The 17980-nt window shown below is 73.1% G+C and carries 14 protein-coding genes and 1 pseudogene; 5 read left to right on the forward strand and 10 right to left on the reverse strand.

The genetic code is table 11. The features are described from left to right. Window positions 1-165 precede the first annotated feature (165 nt). The 6 genes from efeB to BKA18_RS18990 all read right to left on the reverse strand — a co-directional run bounded on the left by efeB (window position 166) and on the right by BKA18_RS18990 (window position 6682). The gene (efeB, locus tag BKA18_RS18965) at window positions 166-1539 is read right to left on the reverse strand and encodes an iron uptake transporter deferrochelatase/peroxidase subunit (protein WP_366043944.1); all 1374 of its coding nucleotides are present in this window, start codon (window positions 1537-1539) and stop codon (window positions 166-168) included. Then, entirely contained in the window at window positions 1539-3740 is a 2202-nt protein-coding gene (locus tag BKA18_RS18970) for a copper resistance CopC/CopD family protein (RefSeq protein ID WP_366043945.1), read from the reverse strand. The genes efeB and BKA18_RS18970 overlap by 1 nt, the downstream gene beginning before the upstream one ends. 44 nt (window positions 3741-3784) lie before the next feature. Next, window positions 3785-4228: a copper chaperone PCu(A)C gene (locus BKA18_RS18975; RefSeq protein ID WP_366043946.1), complete on the reverse strand. Its 444-nt coding sequence runs from the start codon at window positions 4226-4228 to the stop codon at window positions 3785-3787. Next, a complete protein-coding gene (locus BKA18_RS18980) occupies window positions 4225-4872 on the reverse strand; it encodes an SCO family protein (protein WP_366043947.1) in 648 nt (215 codons plus the stop codon). The genes BKA18_RS18975 and BKA18_RS18980 overlap by 4 nt, the downstream gene beginning before the upstream one ends. Window positions 4873-4956: 84 nt before the next feature. Beyond that, a complete protein-coding gene (locus BKA18_RS18985; RefSeq protein ID WP_366044219.1) occupies window positions 4957-5721 on the reverse strand; it encodes a YcnI family copper-binding membrane protein in 765 nt (254 codons plus the stop codon). A gap of 130 nt (window positions 5722-5851) precedes the next feature. After that, a complete protein-coding gene (locus BKA18_RS18990) occupies window positions 5852-6682 on the reverse strand; it encodes a hypothetical protein (protein ID WP_366043948.1) in 831 nt (276 codons plus the stop codon). Between the two features lie 246 nt (window positions 6683-6928). Here BKA18_RS18990 and BKA18_RS18995 point away from each other — a divergent pair, with 246 nt between their 5' ends. Further along, window positions 6929-7426, forward strand: coding sequence for an ATP-binding protein (locus tag BKA18_RS18995; RefSeq protein ID WP_040898821.1), 498 nt, complete (start codon window positions 6929-6931; stop codon window positions 7424-7426). Window positions 7427-7502: 76 nt separating this feature from the next. Next, window positions 7503-8885 (forward strand): annotated as a pseudogene (locus BKA18_RS19000) (ABC transporter ATP-binding protein); the annotation flags it as partial. 193 nt (window positions 8886-9078) lie between these two features. Here BKA18_RS19000 and BKA18_RS19005 read toward each other — a convergent pair. Then, complete coding sequence (locus BKA18_RS19005; RefSeq protein WP_366043950.1) at window positions 9079-10392, reverse strand: diacylglycerol/lipid kinase family protein; 1314 nt, start codon at window positions 10390-10392, stop codon at window positions 9079-9081. Between the two features lie 435 nt (window positions 10393-10827). Here BKA18_RS19005 and BKA18_RS19010 point away from each other — a divergent pair, with 435 nt between their 5' ends. After that, entirely contained in the window at window positions 10828-10998 is a 171-nt protein-coding gene (locus tag BKA18_RS19010) for a hypothetical protein (protein WP_429638351.1), read from the forward strand. 34 nt (window positions 10999-11032) lie between these two features. Here BKA18_RS19010 and BKA18_RS19015 read toward each other — a convergent pair whose 3' ends face one another. Both BKA18_RS19015 and BKA18_RS19020 read right to left on the reverse strand, forming a co-directional pair. Next, the gene (locus BKA18_RS19015) at window positions 11033-12493 is read right to left on the reverse strand and encodes an aminopeptidase P family protein (protein WP_366043951.1); all 1461 of its coding nucleotides are present in this window, start codon (window positions 12491-12493) and stop codon (window positions 11033-11035) included. Between the two features lie 168 nt (window positions 12494-12661). After that, entirely contained in the window at window positions 12662-14356 is a 1695-nt protein-coding gene (locus tag BKA18_RS19020; RefSeq protein WP_366043952.1) for a PP2C family protein-serine/threonine phosphatase, read from the reverse strand. A 696-nt stretch (window positions 14357-15052) separates the two neighbouring features. Between BKA18_RS19020 and BKA18_RS19025 the strand changes: the two genes are divergently transcribed. Then, a complete protein-coding gene (locus BKA18_RS19025) occupies window positions 15053-15802 on the forward strand; it encodes a bifunctional DNA primase/polymerase (RefSeq protein ID WP_366043953.1) in 750 nt (249 codons plus the stop codon). A 198-nt stretch (window positions 15803-16000) separates the two neighbouring features. Further along, window positions 16001-16630 (forward strand): hypothetical protein, encoded by a 630-nt coding sequence (locus BKA18_RS19030; RefSeq protein WP_366043954.1) that lies wholly within the window; start codon window positions 16001-16003, stop codon window positions 16628-16630. A 272-nt stretch (window positions 16631-16902) separates the two neighbouring features. On the opposite strand, the gene BKA18_RS19035 is transcribed toward BKA18_RS19030, so the two are convergent. Then, window positions 16903-17871, reverse strand: coding sequence for a DUF5926 family protein (locus tag BKA18_RS19035; RefSeq protein ID WP_366043955.1), 969 nt, complete (start codon window positions 17869-17871; stop codon window positions 16903-16905). Window positions 17872-17980 lie beyond the last annotated feature (109 nt).

A 17980-nucleotide genomic window follows, 5' to 3' on the forward strand; every position in this document is an offset into this window, starting at 1 on the left:
CGATCTACTCCCTGCCCTGCCACGATAACCGGCCCGTCCGGCGGCCGGACCGGACTGCCGGGGCGGGCGGTTTCCGGGACGGGCCGGGTCCGGGGCCGGCTGCGGGTGCGGGGCCGGGCGCCGGGCGGCTCCGAGTCCGGGGCCGCGTCCCGGCGGGCCGGTTCCTCAGCCCTCCAGCAGGGGGCGGCCCACGTAGCCGCCCGGCTCCGCGGCCGGTGGCACCGCGAACAGTCCGCTCGCCTCGTGCCGCAGGAACGGCGACAGCGCGTCCCCGCGGTCCAGCTTCCGCTGGATCTGGGTGAAGGCTCGCAGCGGATCGGCCTGCCAGCAGACGAAGAGCAGCCCGGCGTCCGGGGCGCCGTCCTCCCGGAACCCGTCATGGAAGGAGAACGGGCGGCGCAGCAGCGCGGCGCCCTGATTCGACGCCGGCGCCGCGATCCGCGCATGCGCATTGGCGGGGATCACCGGCAGCCCGTCGGAGCCGGTCGCGTCCAGCCGCATCGGGGTGGTCTCGGAACCGCCGGTCAGCGGGGCCCCGTTGTCCTTGCGGCGCCCGATGACCTTCTCCTGTTCGTGCCGGGAGCGCTTCTCCCAGTCGTCCAGCAGCATCCGGATCCTCCGGACGACGGCGTACGACCCGCCGCGCATCCAGGCCTGGTCGGCATCGCGCCCCACGAAGATCCGCTCGTCGAAGTCCTTGTCCGACGGCTTGGGGTTGTTGGTGCCGTCGATCTGGCCCATCAGATTGCGGGCGGTCCGCGGCTGCGCGGTGGCGCCCGGGGTGCGGTTGAAGCCGTTCATCTGCCAGCGCAGCCGGGCGCTGCCGGCCGCGTCCTTCTGCAGCGCACGCAGCGCGTGGAAGGCGACCAGGGCGTCATCGGCGCCGATCTGGATCCACAGGTCGCCGTTGCTGCGCCCCGGGTCCAGCGCGTCGGCGGAGAAGTCCGGCAGCGGGTCGAGCTGTACGGGGCGCCGTTTCGTCAGCCCCGTACGGTCGAAGAAGCTGTGCCCGAGGCCGAAGGTGACGGTCAGCGAGGACGGGCCCGCATCGAGCGCGACCCCCGTGTCGGCGTCCGGGGTGCGCCCGGCCATCAGCTCCTCGGCCGTCCGCGACCAGCGGCGCAGCAGTGCGGCCGCGGTCTTGCGGTCCGCGTCCGGTGCCAGGTCGAAGGCGACGAGATGGCCGGTGGCCTGGAGCGGGGTGGTGATCCCCGCCTGGTGCGTGGCGGGTGCCTCCCGGAACGCCACCTCGGTCGAGCCGATGCTGGTCAGCGCGGTGGGGGCGGCGTCCTGCGCGGCGGTGACCGCGAGCGCACCACCGGCCCCGCCGACGACCAGCCCGGCCGCACCCGCCGCGCCGACGGTGCCGAGCAGCCGGCGGCGGGAGAGCTCCGGGGCGAGGGACGTGCCGGTCTCGGGGGCCGGTACGGCGGCCGGCGCGGGGACGCGTCCGCCGCCCTGCCCGCCGGTCCGTGTGCCGGGATTCCGCTTGCCGGTGGCCTTCTGCGTGGCCTTCTTACCGGAGGTCTGCTTGCTCATCAGCCGATCTTCACGTTCTTGATCTCGGTCACCTGGTCGATGTCGGAGGTCCGGACGACCAGCGACAGCTGCCACTGCCCGGGGACCGGCAGCCGGACCCCGCTCGCCCGCCAGCGGCCCTTGCTCACCTTCCGGGGAACGGCCGGCAGCGGCCCGAGCTTCTTGGCCTTCTGGGTGAAGGAGATCTTCACCTCGGGGACGTCCATGGCCTTGCCCGACGGGTCGGTGAGCCGCAGTTGCAGCGTATTGGCGGCGGTGCTGCTCCCGGGGGCGAGGGCGAGGCGGGCGGTGCCCTTGCCGTGCGGGCCGCCGGTGTCGAACGGGATGGTCAGCGCCTGCGGCCGGGCGGCCGTGGCCGACTGCCCGCCCGAGGCGGCCTTGACCGCCTCTTCGGTACGGGCCGGTTCGGTGGCGGTCAGCACCGTGGTCACCACGAGCACGACGGCCGCGACCGCCGCCTCGGCCAGCACGGACCGGCGCAGCCCCAGCCGCTCGGGGTCGGCGTCGCGTTCCCGCTTGGTGCGCGCGCTGTCCAATGCGGCTTGCTGGCGGGCTAGTTGGGCGGTGCGGGTGGGGTTGGGGGTGTCTGTAGTGTCGGGGGTGGGGGTGGCCTTGGAGGGGCTTGCGTCGTCGGAGGCGGGGGTGTCGTCGGCCGCGGCCTTGGACTCGGTTCCGGATACGGTTCCGGACCCGGTCCCGCCCCCTGCCCCCGGGCCGGTGGCGCGGGTCGGGGCGGCGGTGGCGGTGGCGGTGGCAGCGGCCGAGACACCGACGGTGGCCTTCTCCGCGCCCGTTTCCGCATCCGCGTCGGCCGCGGTCTCCTCCTCGACCTTCTCGGCCCCCTCGACCGCCGCAGCCTTCTCGCCCGCGCCGGCCCCCTCCGTAACCTCGGCCGCCAGGCCCTCCTCCGCCGACACCTCCGCCAGCCGCCCCGTCCACCGCCGCGACGCCCAGGCGATCCCGACGAGCACCACGACCAGACCCGCCTTGAGCAGCAGCAGCCACCCGTACGTGGTGTCGGTCAGCGCGTGCCAGGTGCCGACCTGCCGCCAGGACTGGTAGATGCCGGTGGCGACCAGCACCAGCACCGAGCCGAACGCGATCCGCGAGAAGCGGCGTACGGCGGCCCGCTCGACCGGCGGGCCCCAGTACAGGGACGCCACCAGCGCCGCCAGCCCGCCGAGCCAGGTGGCGACCGCGAGCAGATGCAGCACATCGACCGGCATCGCGACGGTGGTCTGCAGACCGGTCGAGGCGTGCTCGGCCATCGCCCAGGTCGCGGCGAGCCCGATGGCGATGATCAGCCCGCCGACGCCGAGCCCGAAGGCGAGGTCCTTGCGCTGCCTGGCCAACGCCGTGGCATCCCGCGGCTCCTCGCCCGGCTCCGCCGGTTCCTGCGTGCGCGCGTACGCCCCGAAGAGCACCGCCACGAGCAGCGCCGCGGCGGCGAGCAGCAGCAGCCGGGAGACCAGCGCCGCACCCGGCTTGGTGAGCAGGACCTGCTGGAGGCCGCCGAAGTCGAGGACATCGGCGAGATCGCCGGACCCGGTGTAGGGGGTGCGCAGCAGCAGCATCGCGACGGTGGTGCCGGTCAGCAGTGCCCAGCCCTGGACGACCAGCCGCTGTACGGACCGGACGAGGGCCGCGGCCGGCCGGCAGGCCACCACGAAGGCGGCGCCGCCGATCAGCAGGACGAAGCCGGTGTACGCCAGCGCCCGGGCGATGCCGTAGAGCGCGCCCACCAGACCGCCGCCGGCCTGCTCCGCGGGAACGGCGGCGGAGGTCTTGGAGGGCGCGCCGACCGAGAAGGTGAAGGCGCCGGAGACCGGGTGGCTGTCGGCGGAGACCGCCTGCCAGGCGACGGTGTACGTACCGTCGCCGAGCCCCGCCGGCAGCCCCGCGCCGTATGTGACGACGTTGCCGCTGCTCAGCTTGAGCAGCTTGCCGCGGTCCACCCGCTTGCCCTTCGGGTCCAGGACCCGGATGGAGTCGTCGCCCATGGCGACGCCCTCGGAGAAGGTGAGCGCCACCTGCTCGGGGGCGTGGTCCACCACCGCACCCTGCGCGGGGGTGCTGCCGGTCAGCGCGGCATGCGCCGAGGCCGGGGCGGCACCGCCGAGCAGCGCGCCCGCCAGCGCCACCGCGACGACCAGCAGGCGCAGCACGGCGGACCGTCCTGGCCGAAGCCCGGTAGTGACCATAGTGATCGCTCCCCTTACTCCGTTGTCTGTGGTGAACCGGCCGGCTACTTCTTCGGCGCGTAGGTGACGGCCTTGACCGGGACCTCCACCGTGATCGGTTTCGCGGTGGCGAAGTGCAGCTGGAGGGTGACCGTGTCGCCCTCGGCCGGCTTCTTCTTCAGGCCCATCAACATCAGGTGGTTGCCGCCGCGGCCGAGCACCAGCTCGCCGTCGGCCGGTACGGACAGGGAGTTGACCTGCTCCATCTTGGTGCCGACCGTTTTGTGCAGCGAGATGTCCTTGGCCAGGCCGCTGGTGACCGAGGTGAGCTTGTCCGCCGTGCCGCCGCTGTTCTTGACGGTGAAGTAGGCACCGGCCATGTCCTGGGTGACCGGCTGCGGCATGTACGCGTCGGTGACCTTGAGCTTCGGGGCACTGTCGCCGCAGCCCGCCAGCACCAGACCGGTGGTGAGGGTCAGGGCGGCGGCCAGGGTGGTGCGGCGGTTCACGGGTTCTGTCCCTTGATGATCTTCGGCAGTGCCTTGGTGTAGTTGTCGGAGGTCGCCTCCTGCATGCCCATCCAGTGGATCTTGTCGTCCTTGGGGGAGCTCAGCAGCACCTGCGCGCCATGGGTGGAGACGACATCGCCGTTCTTCTTCTTGACCGGCTTCTCGATGCCGATGTTCACGCTGCGCGCGCCGGCCTGGATGGTGTCGAACTTCCCGGTCAGTCCGGTGAAGTCCTTGTTGATGCCGCCGAGCCACTTCTTCAGGGCGGCCGGGGTGTCGCGCTCGGGGTCGGAGGTGACGAAGACGACCCGCAGGTCCTTCTGTTCGGCCTGCGGCAGCTGCTTCACCGCGACCGCGATGTTGGCCATCGTCAGCGGGCAGACGTCCGGGCAGTTGGTGTAGCCGAAGTAGATCAGCGTGGGGTGGCCCTTGGTCTGCTCCAGCAGGTCGTACTTCTTGCCGCTGGTGTCCGTCAGGACGAGATCCGGCTTCGCCATCGGGCTGTCGAGCGTGACGATCGGCTTGGCGGCGGTGCCGCCGGAGACCTCGGCGGCGGGCTTGTTCTGGTCGTCGCCGTTGCAGGCGGTGAGGCTGAGGGCTGCGGCCGCCGTGAGGGCGGACGCCAGCAGGGTCCTTCTACGCATTGCAGATAAATCCTGTGTGGTGAATCCCGGGTGTCCGGGAGGGGGTGCCGGGCCGGCACGGTCGGGCGCCGGCCCGTCCGGTGATCAGACGCTGCGGCGCCGGCCGGCGAACACACCGAAGCCGACTCCGGTGATGCCGACGACGATGCCGATGGCGCCGAGGACGCGCGCCGTGGTGTCGCTCCCGGACGCATCCGTGGCGGCCGTGTTCCCGCCGTCCTTGGCCTCGCTCTTGCCGTCCGCGGCGGCGGCGCCGTGGCCGTCCGCCTCGGCCGCGGTGAGCTTGAGGACCGGCGCCGGGTTCTCCGGCTCCGGTGCGCCCTCCTTGGTGGGCTCGATCCAGCGCACGACCTGCTTGTCGTCATACGTCTGCAGGGCCTTGAAGACGACCTGGTCGGCGTCCTTGGGCAGTTGCCCGACGGAGAGCGGGAACTGCTGGAACTGGCCCGGCCCCACACCCTTGTCCTCGGCCGTCCACGTGATCTTCGAGGGCGCTTCGGTGATCTTCTCGCCCTCCATCTCGATCGGCTTGGGGAGCTTGGCCTTGGTGATCGACACCTTCCAGCCCGGCACCGGCTGCGGCATGACGGACGCCAGCGGGTGGTCGGTCGGGAGCGTGACTTCGAGCTTCACCGTCGAGGCGTCGTCGCGCTCGTTGGGGACCTTGAAGTTGACGGTGGCGAAGCTGCCCTTCGCGGCCGCCCCCTCCGGCTCCACGCTGACGTGCGCAAACGCCGGTCCGGCGAGCAGCAGCACGCCGCCGGCCGCGAGGGTGCCCACCAGCGGCAGCCGGCGCGCGTAGCGCCGCGTCCGCGACGACTCCGGCTGCTGCTGCGAGGACTTCGCCATCGTTGAATTGCTCGACATCGAAAAACACTCCACAGGAAGGAGAAAGGTGCTGATAACGGTGCAGGTGGCGCGCGTACGGCGACGACGCGCGACCCCGTACCCGTCCTGTGGGAGCGTGGTTCGCGTGACGTCAGGCCGCGAGGGCGAGGGTGGGTGGCCCACGCCTGATCACACTGTGGTGGAGCGCGGGGTCCTGCGGGCCGGGTTTGTCATCCCCGTACGAAACGGGGGCACGCAGCGCCTCGTCGTGCGCCGCCGCGAGGCCCGCGAGCAGGGCGCGGGCCAGCCGGAGCGCCCCGCGCACCGCGCCCGCCAGCGTCTGCACCGCGCTCTCGTACGCCGCCGGCGCCGACAGCCGCACCAGCCGCCACAGCGCCGCCTCGCCCCGCCGCAGCAGCCAGCCGACGGCGAGCGCGGCCAGCAGATGCCCCAGCAGCATGGGCAGCGAGGGCAGCAGCGCGTCGGGCATCGCCGTGCCGCCGGCCATCGGGTGCCCCGCCGGAGCGGTCAGCCCGGCGGCCGAGGCCGCATCGAAGCCGCCCGAGCCGAGCATCCGCCGCGCCTGAGCGCCGTCCATACGGCCGCCGGCGAACCCGCACATGACATGGCGGGCAAGGGCGATCGCCGCTTGGTCCGAGAGCCCCCCGGAGCCGTGGCCGCCGCCGCGGACCATCGCGGGCTGCGGGCCCTGGCCCGAGGCGAAGAGGGTGTGCAGGCCGAGCTGTCCCACGGCAAGTCCCGTGGCGATCCCCGGCAGTGAGCGCTCCCGTCCGGCCAGCGGTGCCGCGACCGCGAAGATCACGGCAGCGGCGACGCCCAGCGTCCACAGCGGGACGGCGGCGCACGAGGCGGCGACGTGCCCGGCCGCGGACAGCGCGACACAGGCCGCGGCGAAGACCGCGGCCCGCAGCAGCCGGAGATCGGCGGCCGCGCGCGCTGTGGGGGCGGGCGGGGGAGTCATGGCGGCGCCATCATCCCACTGCACTGAGGGGCGGCCTACGGCAGGGCGGCGCCAAGGGGCGCCTCCCGGGGCGTCCGAGGAGGCCAGCGGGGCGCGCAAGGGCGCATGGGCGGCGCTGCACCTACACCGATGCGCTCACTCTTCGCATCCGCCGAATGAGCGGTATCACGTCCCGGACATGCTTACGGACCTTGAGGCACGGCAATAGGTAACGATATGTCGAGCCGCGGCCAGGAGGCTGGAGCGATGAGCATCTGGTGGTCACTCCATTTGCGGCGCGAGGCCGCGAGCGTCCCGCTCGCCCGTCGTCTGCTGCTGGGCACGATGGAGACGGCGGGCGTGGACCCGGACATCTGCTACGACTTGGCGGTGGCCCTGTCCGAGGCCTGTGCCAACGCCGTCGAGCACGGCGGGGACGCCGCCTCCGAGGACTACCGCGTCACGGCGTTCATCGACGGCGACACCTGCCGCATCGAGATCACCGACTCGGGCCCCGGCTTCGGCCACCGCCCCGCGCCCCCCGCCCCACCCCATACCGCCGAGGACCGCGCCCTCCCGCCGGCCCCCGTGCCCACCCCCGCGCAGGCTCCCGCGTTTGCCGAGGACGGCCGGGGGCTCTTTCTGATCGAGGCCCTCACCGACCACGTCCACTACCGCAACCGCACGGGCCGGCCCGGCGCGGTCGTCAGCTTCGACAAGATCCTCAAGTGGCGCGAGGGGGCGGCACTTCCGATGGCGTCGTGAGCGGGCCGCGCGGTCTTCGCGCCGCGGCTCGTGGATATGAGTGAGCTGTGCGTGGAATGTGCCCGGGATGTGCGGCGCCCCGCTGTTCTGGCTGGCGGCCAGGCGCTTCGCCGGCAGCATCAGGTCCGTCGCGCGCGACGAACGGGCGGCCGACGGTGCGATCACCTCCGTCGTCGAGGTGTCGCTCGGCAACATCGTGCTCACCCAGGCGTACGGCCGGCAGGGCGCGGAGCGGGCCCGGCTGGACCGTGAGGCCCGCGCCTGGTTCACCGCCTCGGTCCGCGGCGCCCGGCTGAGCGAGTGCTACGAGCGGCTGGTCGAGGTCATCGAGACCGTCTGCGTGCTGAGCGTGATCGGACTGGGCGCCTGGGAGATCTCGGCGGGCCGGATGACGCTCGGTCAACTGCTGACGTTCGCCGCCTTCCTCGGCTACCTCTATCCGCCCCTCCGGGACCTGGGCCAGCTGGGGCTGACGGTCACCACGGCGACGGCGGGCGCGGAGCGGCTCGTCGAGGTGCTGGACGCGCGCCCGTCGGTGACCGATCCGGCGACCACGCCGACGGCCGCGGTCGCACGGTTCGGCCCGGCGCCCGGGCTCCGTGCCGTCCCGCCGTCCCCCGGCACCCTCCAGTTCCACGACGTCAGCTTCTGCTACCCCGGAGCGCAGGACACCGCGAAGCCGGCCCTCGCCCACCTGTCGTTCACCGCCCGCCCAGGAGAGCTGCTGATCATCACCGGGCCCAGCGGCGCCGGCAAGTCCACCGTCTCCAAGCTGCTGCTGCGCTTCTACGACCCGGACTCCGGAACCGTGGCGCTGGACGGCGTCCCACTGCACCAACTCCCGCTGGGCCGGCTGCGCGAGCAGCTGGCGCTGCTGCCGCAGGAGACCCTCATCCTGCACGACACCATCCGCGAGAACATCGCCTGCGGACGCCCCGGCGCCAGCGACGCGGAGATCGTCGAGGCGGCGCGGGCCGCCGACGCGGACGGCTTCATCGGCGCGCTGCCCGACGGCTACGACACCCGGATCGACCCCCACTCGGCCCGACTGTCCGGTGGTCAGCTCCAGCGGCTGGCCATCGCGCGGGCCATGCTGCGCGATGCGCCGGTCCTCGTCCTGGACGAACCGACCACCGGGCTGGACGCGCTCGCCGCGCGACGCATCGTCAAACCCCTGCGCAGGCTGATGCGCGGCCGCACCACCATCGTGATCACGCACGACCTCAACCTCGCGCCCGACGCCGACCGGATCCTCGTCCTGGACGGCGGCCGGATCGTGGAGACCGGTCGGCACGAGGAGTTGCTGACCCGCGCCGGCGGAGCGTACTCCCGGCTGCACCGCTCGCAGAACAACGCGGTGCTGGACACCGGCGAGCTGCGCCTGCCGCTGTCCGACGACGGACGCCTGCTGTTCCCCGGCGAGGCGCGGCCGTCCGGGGAGGGCGGCGGCCGAGGGTGAACAGCGGGCCCCGGGAGCCGCCGGGCCCGCTGGTCCTCCTCGTCGAAGACGATCCCGCCGCAACGCGCCCCCTGCCGGGACCGTCTGAGGGACGGCCACCTCGCCTGCCCGTCAGCGAATGAAGCCGGCTGCGGGTCGCCGAGGGCATCCGGAGCGCCGGTGCGGACGGTCAGCCCGAGTGCGGTGCGGACGGTCAGCCCATGTGCGGTGCCGCCGTGGCCCGTCCCGTCCGCAGCGCCAGTCGCCGCACCCGGCGCCAGTTCATCGGCGGCAGACCGCGCGGCACCCCGGGGCGGTGCCGGGGCAACCGCACGCGCAGTGCCCGGGGTTCGATCCGGCAGTGGACCGGGGTGGGCAGGGTGACGGCCTCGCCGTCGACGCCGGCCTGGACGACGGGGGCGTCCGCGTCGACGACGACGTCCCGGGCGGACAGCGAGGTCAGGCCGGGGCCGCTGCGGCCGCGCAGCATCCAGGCCGCCTGCGCCGCGTTGTCGACCTTGACGCTCAGCATCCCCAGGCCGCCGGAGTCCAGCCGCTCCCGCAGGCCCAGGCCCGCCGGATCGTCCAAGCGGTAGGGGTTGTTGCTCACCAGGACGGCCTGCGGCCCGTCGACGCAGGTCCCGCCCGCGCGGACCGCCAGGTGCGGACCGCTGTGGTGGGTCAGCAGATCCGGCAGCATCTCCAGGGTCGTACGGGCCTTGTCCGCGCGGTACGCCGGGCTCTGCACGACCGCCGCATAGGCGCCGAAGGAGGCGTTGTTGACGAAGATGCGGTCGCCGGCGTAGCCCAGATCGACGCGCCGCTCGACGCCGTCGGTCAGCGCCTCCAGACACGTCGAGGGATCCTCGCGGTCGAGCCCGAGGTCCATGGCGAAGTGGTTGCGGGTCCCGGCGGAGATCACCATGAACGGCACACCACGCTCCGCCGCCACGCCCGCGACCAGGGCCTGAGTGCCGTCACCGCCCGCGACCCCGAGCAGATCGGCACCGTCGTCGACGGCCTGCCGGGCGAGTTCGGTGACGTCCTGGGGATGCGCGGGATCCAGCACGCAGACCTCGGCGCCGAGCGCCTCGGCCTTGTCCACCAGGCCGAACGTCCCGACCTTCCCGCCGCCCGACCGCGGGTTCATGATCAGGTAGGGGTGTGCAGCGGGTGCGGCGACGGGCTCCGGCCGGCCCGCCGGTCCGGTCTGCGCCGCCAGCGCGGCCCGGCCGGTGGAGACGGCCAGCGCCCACAGGATGACCGACACGAGCACCACCCAGAGCAGCCCGGCGATCACGTAGAGCACGAGGACGGCGAGCGGGGCGGCCACCGTGAGCACGAGGCCGAGCACCCGTGCCGGACCCTTGCGCGAGAGCAGCCACCACAGGCCGACCGCCGCGACGGCCAGTCCTGCCGCCCCCAGGCCCACCAGGGCGAGGCTCTGCAGCCCGGCGAAGCCCAGCAGTACCAGCACCGCCGCCGCTGCCGCCGTCAGCGCCAGGCGCGCCGTCCAGCGTCCGTCCATGCGACCCACCTCCCGTCCGGCCCCGCACGGGCGCGCGGGGGCACCGCGGTGCGGTCACTTCCAGCGTCCACCGGCGCGGCCCGGAGCACATCCGGGGCGCGGGGCGGTTGCAGTGGGTGAGTGGCATGCCGCCGGCGGACGGCCGGATACGGGGGCCCGGAGCCGGCGGCGGGCAGCGGCTGAGGCGGACGACCAGGGCGGCTTCGTGACGTGCCGACGGCGAGGTGTCAAACCGGGCGAACGTAGGCAGTCGGATAACTGACTGAAAATCACCCCTGCGCGAGGTGGGCAGCGCGGTCTCGCGGTGGGAGGACCTCCCCCGCGGCGTCCCCTGTCCCGGCGAGACCAGCGCGCACCTGATTAATGCGAAGTTGCTCGCATTAATCATTCTCGGACAATACTTGGCGTGATCCCGCACTGCAATACGGAGCCGTCGTGACGACAGCGCACCATGCCCCGGGCGAGACCCGGCCCGGCGGGCGCACCGCCCGTACCCGCGAGGCCGTATTGACCGCCGTCTTCGAGGCGTTGGGCGAGAGCGGGTTCGGCGGACTGACCATGGAGAAGGCCGACGGCCCCGGTGACGGCACGTCCCCCGGCGGCTGAGGCCACCGGGGGACGTACGAGGCGTGCTGCGCGCCTACTTGCCGAGCAGGCCGGCCATCCAGGCCTCGACCTCGTCCGAGCGCCGCGGCAGCCCGGCCGACAGATTGCGGTTGCCGTCGTCCGTCACGAGGATGTCGTCCTCGATCCGGACGCCGATGCCGCGGTACTCCTCAGGCACCGTCAGATCGTCCGCCTGGAAGTACAGACCGGGCTCGACGGTCAGCACCACGCCCGGCGCCAGCGTGCCGTTGACGTACGCCTCGGTGCGGGCCGCGGCGCAGTCGTGGACGTCCAGGCCGAGCATGTGGCCGGTGCCGTGCAGGGTCCAGCGGCGCTGCAGCCCCAGCTCCAGCACCCGCTCGACCGGGCCCTCGAGCAGGCCCCACTCGACCAGCTTCTCGGCGAGGACCTGCTGCGCCGCGTCGTGGAAGTCGCGGAAGGCCGCACCCGGCTTGACCGCGGCGATGCCCGCCTCCTGGGCCTCGTACACCGCGTCGTAGATGGTGCGCTGGAGCTCGGTGTAGCGGCCGTTGATCGGCAGGGTGCGGGTGACGTCCGCGGTGTAGAGGGTGGTGGTCTCCACGCCGGCGTCCAGGAGGAGCAGATCGCCGGAGCGGACCGCGCCGTTGTTGCGGACCCAGTGCAGCGTGGTGGCGTGCGGGCCGGCGGCGCAGATCGAGCCGTAGCCGACGTCATTGCCCTCGACGCGGGCGCGCAGGAAGAACGTGCCCTCGATGTAGCGCTCGCTGGTCGCCTCGGCCTTGTCCAGGACCTTCACGACGTCCTCGAAGCCGCGCACCGTGGAGTCGACGGCCTTCTGCAGTTCGCCGATCTCGAATTCGTCCTTGATCACGCGCGCTTCGGAGAGGTAGACCCGCAGCTCTTCGTCGCGCTCGGCGGTGACCTTGTCGGTCAGCGCGCCCTCGATGCCGGCGTCATGGCCGCGCACCACCCGGACCGGCCCGCCGGCCTCCTTGAGCGCCTCGGGCAGCTCGCGCACGTCCTTGCAGGGGACGCCGAGCAGCGCCTCGGCCTCGGTCAGGCTGTGGCGCCGGCCGACCCACAGCTCGCCCATGCCGTTCAGCCAGAACTCGCCGTTCTCCCGGTCGGAGCGGGGCAGCCGGTAGAGCGTCGCCTCGTGGGTGTCCCCCCGGGGCTCCAGGACCAGGACGCTGTCGTCGGTCTGGTCGCCGGTGAGGTAGACGTACTCCGTAGAGGCACGGAAGTCGTACTCGGTGTCGTTGGAGCGGGTCTTGAGATTGCCCGCCGGGATCACCAGGCGCTCGCCGGGGAAGCGCGCGGACAGCGCGGCGCGGCGCCGGGCGGCGTTCGGTGCCTGCTCGATCGGCTGCAGATCGCGCAGCTCGGTGTCGGCCCAGCCGCTCTTCATGTTGTCCGCGAGCTCATCGGAGACGGCCGGGTAGAGGCCGTTCTTCCGCTGCTTGATCGGCTGCTCGTGCTCGTCCGGGGTCTCCGGCGTGAGCTCGTCGGTCACGGTGCCTCCTCTAAAGACTGAACCGCCTTCCATCGTATGTGCGGATCGAAAGCGGTCCAGGGGCAGAAAGGTGTGACCTCTCCGGCAGTCCGGTCATACGGTGCATCCGCGCCGCGGGCCGGGCCCGGGCGTGCCTTGTGGATCGGCCCGGGGCCGCGGCGCCCGTCCCTACTCCTCGAAGTACACCGCGAGCAGCACCACGTCCTCCTCCGACGACGGATCGTCCAGGCCCTGCGGCAGCATCGTGCGCACGATGTGGTCGACGACCGCCTCGGGATCGTGGCGGATCGCCCCGGGGACGCCCGCGGCGGCCGCGTGCAGCCGGGTGAAGGCGCGGTCCATGGACTCGCCGGTGCGCTCCAGCAGCCCGTCGCTGTAGAGCAGTACGGTCTCGCCGCCGGCCGGCTCGATCTCCACGCTGGGCGCCTCCCAGCAGGCCAGCATGCCCAGCGGCGCGGACAGTGAGGTCTCCACGAACTCGGTCCGCGTCTCGCCCAGGACGAGCGGCGGACAGTGGCCGGCCCCGGCGAGCACCAGCTTGCGGGGCAGCCGCGCACTCCCCCAGCTCCCGTCCGCGAGGTCCGCCTCCATCTCCTCCATCTCCTCCATGTCCTCCGGGTACGGGGGAGGGCCGGTGAGACCGTCCGGCACCGGGGGCGCGGACGGCCCGCCGGCCGGCGGCTCGGTGTAGGCGAACAGCGCGGTGGCGCTGCGGGCCGGCTCGGTCAGCCGGAGCAGCAGTTCGAGATCGGAGAGGACGGCGACCGGATCCTCGCCCTCCATGACGGCGTAGGCGCGCAGGGACGCCCGCAGCCGCCCCATGGCGGCCACCGCGCTCGGCCCGGAGCCGGTCACCGAGCCGACCGCCAGGCCCAGTGCGCCGTCGGGCAGCGGCAGCGCGTCGTACCAGTCGCCGCCGCCGCGCGGCCCGGTGCTGTGCCGCACCGCCAGGCGTACGCCGGGGATCCGCGGCAGCCGGTGCGGCAGCAGCTCCTCGCGGAGGGTCTCGGTGTCCTGCCGGCTGCGGTGGAGCTCCAGGAGACGGGCGAGGTGTTCGGCGGCGTGCGCGCGGTAGAGGCCGACGAGATGGCGCTGCCGTTCGGTGGGCTCGGCCGGTTCGTCGTAGAGCCAGACCGCGGCGCCGGTGCGGCCGATGGGCTCGGCGGTGAGCGGGACCGCATAGCTGGCGGCGTACCCGAGACGGGCGGCGACCTCCCGCAGACGGGGGTCGAGGCCCTTCTCCCCGGGGATGTCGGGTTCGGAGATCTCGGTGCAGGCCGCGGCCGCCGCGCTCGTGCGGGGGGTGGGGGCGCGGCCCGCGCCGGGCGCCGGGACGTCGTCGCCGCAGGCGCCCGGCTCCGGAAGGCCGTCCAGTATCCGCGCGTACGACAGGGCGCGGCGCGGGACGGTCTCGATGTGGCCGATCTCGGCGTGGCCGAGGCCGAGACCGACGGTGGTCTCCGGGCCGAGGCCGTCGGCCGGTGCGAGGACGACCAGGCCGCGGCGGGCACCGACCAGGGCGGCGCCGGCCCGCAGCAGCTCGCGGAGGGCCTCGTCCAGCGTGCGGGTGTGCGCGAGCCGTTCGGTCAGGTCGTGCAGGGTGCTGAGGTCGGAGATCCAGCCGGCCAGCCGGTCTTGGACGGCGGTGAGTTGAGCGACGCCGGGGACGTCGGGGTCCAGCCCGGTGACGGTGGCTGACGAGGTGTCGGAACCGGGGGCCGGAGGGGTGCCCGGCGAGCCCTCGGACAGGGCGCCGGAGGCGGGGTCCGCGGGGGCGTTCGCCGCGTGGGGGGCGACAGTGTGCGCGGGGGCGGGAAGAGCTGGTTCGATTCCAGCCACTTTCGGTACGTGCGGGGCGCTCATGGCCGACGGCTATCGTCGCGCCGGGTGTGACCCCAGGTCAGGCCGCTTTTTGCCAGGGAGTGCGGCATTTTGTTGAGTGATGTTGTGCGGTGCAGTGGGCCGCTCAATTTCCTCAATAGCATCGCAAACCCCCATGTCATGCTGCTCCGCTATCAATGCTCCAGATGTACACGCATCAACGATGTGATGTCCAGCACTGTCCCTATGGGGTTTGTGGTGTCAGCGAGGTCTGTAGATTGGCCTGAAAAGAGCCCCCTGAGCGTCAATTTGAGGTCGACTGACGGCGATCAGCAGCGCGTCATCACCACAGTGGCGGGTACGTAATCGGAAAGGTGCGGGGCCAGTTGGGGCCGCACCGGAACCCTCCGGCGGGCACCGGCGTCTCATACGCCGACGACCGCTACGCACTCCCGAGCGGCGGGGACTGCACGACCCAAGCGCAAGCGCCATGTGCGCGCCACCCCCCGCCACGTTCCACGCTCGGCGTACGGCGTGATGCGCTGCCTTGTACACGCGGTGACCAGTAATCCACGTGGCGTGATCGATGCGCGATCGACCCCGGGCGGCACGGCCGGGCCGCAGGAAACGTCACACAACGGCATGAAGCGGCACGGCGAAAACGATGGCGAACCGGAAGCAGTGCCATGTAGTGCGATGGACATAGCCCTCGGCGTTAACGGAAAGGAACGAGCGCTCATGCGCGAGATCCTCGGAAGGCGACGCAAGCTCCTGTTCCGGCGCGGCGGAAGGTCGGCGCTGCTCGGTGCGGCGCTCCAGTGCGCCACCGAGTGGCAGTGGCCCGTACTTCCCGGAGTGGGCCTCAGGTCCGGCGGCCGGCAGGCGGCCGGCGCCCGGCTCGGCCTCGGCGAGCGGCCCGCCCCTCGGTGCAACTGCCCCGACCCCGACTGTGTGGTGCCCGGTGCGCACCCCTTCGACCCCGGCCTGCTGGCCGCCACCACCGATGCCCGGATGCTGCGGTGGTGGTGGACCAACCGCCCCGATGCCCCGCTGGTGCTGGCCACGGGCGGCCGCGCGCCCTGCGCGGTGAGCCTGCCCGCCGTCGCCGGCGCCCGCGCCCTGGCGGCCCTGGACCACTTCGGCGTACGCCTCGGCCCCGTGGTGGCCACGCCCACCCGCTGGTCGCTGCTGGTATCGCCGTACGACCTCGCGGAGTTGGGCGAGCTGCTGCACTCCCAGGACTGGGTGCCCAGCTCGCTGCGGTTCCACGGGGAGGGCGGCTATGTGGTGCTCCCGCCCTCACCGGTCGGCGCCGGCCGGGTCCGCTGGGAGCGGCCGCCGGCCTCCCCCAAACTCTCCGCTTCGTTCGCGCAGGGGGGACCCCCCTCCTCGGCCGGGCCCTGGCTGCCGAAGGTGGCCACGATCGTGGACGCCCTGGTCATGGCGAGCACCAGCACCCCCGACGGCGGCAGCCGGCTCGCGTACTGACGCCGCGCTGCGGCCCGGCCCCCGTGCTGTGCGGGCGGTGTCGCCCACCGCCCCCGGCCGCATCACCCGTACGGGTGTGACCGCCCCCGATCCCGCCCGGAATCGGGCTTCGGGTGTCCTGGGGCACCCCCGCCGGCCGATAGGTTCGCAGCACCGTCAAGCCGTCGTCGGCGGCATCTCAATTCGCAGGTGGGGGCCATGCAGCGTGCGCAAAAACTCCGCTTGACCGGGCTCGCCGGGGTGGCGCTGCTCGCCCTCGTCGTGCCGCTGGGTGTCGCGATGGCCGGTCCGGCCGGCCGCCCGGCTCCGGGGGCGCGGTCCGGGAAAGCGGTCACGTCCGAAAATAGCCCTTCGGTCGAAACGGGAATCCCGTCCAATAGCGGGGTGAATCAGGGCAAGAGCCCTGCCCTTGGCGTCGGTTCCACACGCTCCGGCAGCGCCCGCACGGGCCTCGGTCTGCGCCGCTTCCCCGGCCGCACCGCCCGCTGCGGCCCCGAACTCACCGTTCCCCGGGGCATCGAGGCCCAGACCTGCGTGCTCGGCCATGCGGGCCGGACCCGGGCGCGTACGTATTACCGCAACCGCACGGGCCACCCCCTGCGCGCCGCCCTCACGTTGCTGCGGCCGGACGGCGGGTCCGTCCAGGTGCACTGCGCGGTGCCGGCGGCCGATGTGCCGGGGGTGTGCGAGACCCCGGCCGGCCCGACCCTGCACGCGGGAGGGCTGCCGTACGACGCGGTGGCGGAGGTCTCCGACGCGGCGGGGGAGCGGCTGCTGCTGCGTTCCGGCAGCAACTCGCCCATGGAAGACAGTGGTTCGGACCACTGACGGGACGGGCGTCGAGGGGGCGGGCCGCCCACGGGGCCCGCGCCCGGTCCGGCGAAGCGGATCATTCGCCTCCGGACATGGAAGCGCCCGGTCGCTGGCGACGGGGGATGCACCAGCGACCGGGCTTTTAGAACCGTAACAAGAGATCGGCGGTTCGCAAATTCGATCGTGGAATTCCGGACGCCTATTTACCGGCAGGTACAGCCAGTTGTGACCGGCCTCACGCACCGATTTCCCGGAGTCATCCGGTCCGCTTTTCCGGGCCGGCCCGGTCAGCTCAGGGTGACCTGACGGTTGGTGAGACCGCCCCGCGCCCGGCGCTCCTCGGGGCTCAGCGGAGCGTCCGTGGCCAGGGCCTTCGCCAGCCGCTCGGCGAACGCCGCGGCGGGCTCGGCGACGTCGTCGGCGCTCATCGACGAGGGCAGGTCCCAGACCGGAACGACCAGGCCGTGGGCGCGGAACGAGCCCACCAGACGGGTGTCTTCGCCGAGCGAGGTGGCGCCCGCGACATGCAGCCGCGCGAGCGCGTCCAGCAGCTGCTCCTCGGGGTGCCCGGTGACCCAGCGAAGGTGGTTCTTGTCCGGGGCCTCGCACCAGTACGCGCCCTCCAGCCCGGGGATCCGCGCGGTCGGGATGGCCGCCGCGTTGGCCCGCTCCAGCGAGGCGGCGACCTCGCCGGTGGCGTTCTCGGGGTTCTCCACCCAGAACTCGAATCCGGTGTGGACGGTCGGCTCAAAAGCCGCCTCCGGGTCGAGCAGATCCTGCAGCCGCGGGCCGTCGGGCGCGGGCCGTCCGGCGGCGACCGGAGTGCCGGGCTCCGCGATCAGCGCACGCTGGAGGGTGTCCGCGAGGTCGCGGCTGAGGTCGCCGGAGGCGGTGTCGTTCTGCAGGCCGAGCATGACCGCACCGTTGTCCCGGCGCAGCGCGGGCCAGGCCATCGGCAGGACGGTCGCCAGCGTCACCGACGGGACCCCTTCCGGCAGCCCGCCCTTGAGCGTCAACTCGGCGGTGGCGGCGGGCACCAGCTCGCGCAGCGCCACCCAGTCGCACTCAGCGGGCAGCCCCTCGAAGGGGCGCTGCACGAGTGTGGTGGCGGCCTGCGCCGCGGCCCGCCCGTGACAGGCCTTGTACCGGCGGCCGGAGCCGCAGGGACAGGGCTCACGAGCGCCGACGACCGGCACCTCACCGTCCTTCATCTGCGGTGCTGCGGCCTGGGACTGGGGACGGCGCTTCTTGGCCATGGCGACGGTGTCTCCTGGTCGATCCTGGGCGTACGGACGCGTTTCGGCGCGAGCCTAGAGGATTGCGTACCCGGTCGCGTCCGGCTGCGTCCGCGGCCGTGTCCCGGCC

Source organism: Streptomyces auratus (assembly GCF_050433025.1).
GTDB lineage: Bacteria > Actinomycetota > Actinomycetes > Streptomycetales > Streptomycetaceae > Streptomyces > Streptomyces sioyaensis.

Coding starts and splice junctions, on each gene's coding strand:
- BKA18_RS19005 (WP_366043950.1), bottom strand. CDS start 10,392: ATGGACGGACGCTGGACGGCGCGCCTGGCGCTGACGGCGGCAGCGGCG.
- BKA18_RS18970 (WP_366043945.1), bottom strand. CDS start 3,740: ATGGTCACTACCGGGCTTCGGCCAGGACGGTCCGCCGTGCTGCGCCTG.
- BKA18_RS18990 (WP_366043948.1), bottom strand. CDS start 6,682: ATGACTCCCCCGCCCGCCCCCACAGCGCGCGCGGCCGCCGATCTCCGG.
- BKA18_RS19025 (WP_366043953.1), top strand. CDS start 15,053: ATGCGCGAGATCCTCGGAAGGCGACGCAAGCTCCTGTTCCGGCGCGGC.
- BKA18_RS19035 (WP_366043955.1), bottom strand. CDS start 17,871: ATGGCCAAGAAGCGCCGTCCCCAGTCCCAGGCCGCAGCACCGCAGATG.
- BKA18_RS18985 (WP_366044219.1), bottom strand. CDS start 5,721: ATGGCGAAGTCCTCGCAGCAGCAGCCGGAGTCGTCGCGGACGCGGCGC.
- BKA18_RS18995 (WP_040898821.1), top strand. CDS start 6,929: ATGAGCATCTGGTGGTCACTCCATTTGCGGCGCGAGGCCGCGAGCGTC.
- BKA18_RS19030 (WP_366043954.1), top strand. CDS start 16,001: ATGCAGCGTGCGCAAAAACTCCGCTTGACCGGGCTCGCCGGGGTGGCG.
- efeB (WP_366043944.1), bottom strand. CDS start 1,539: ATGAGCAAGCAGACCTCCGGTAAGAAGGCCACGCAGAAGGCCACCGGC.
- BKA18_RS19020 (WP_366043952.1), bottom strand. CDS start 14,356: ATGAGCGCCCCGCACGTACCGAAAGTGGCTGGAATCGAACCAGCTCTT.
- BKA18_RS18980 (WP_366043947.1), bottom strand. CDS start 4,872: ATGCGTAGAAGGACCCTGCTGGCGTCCGCCCTCACGGCGGCCGCAGCC.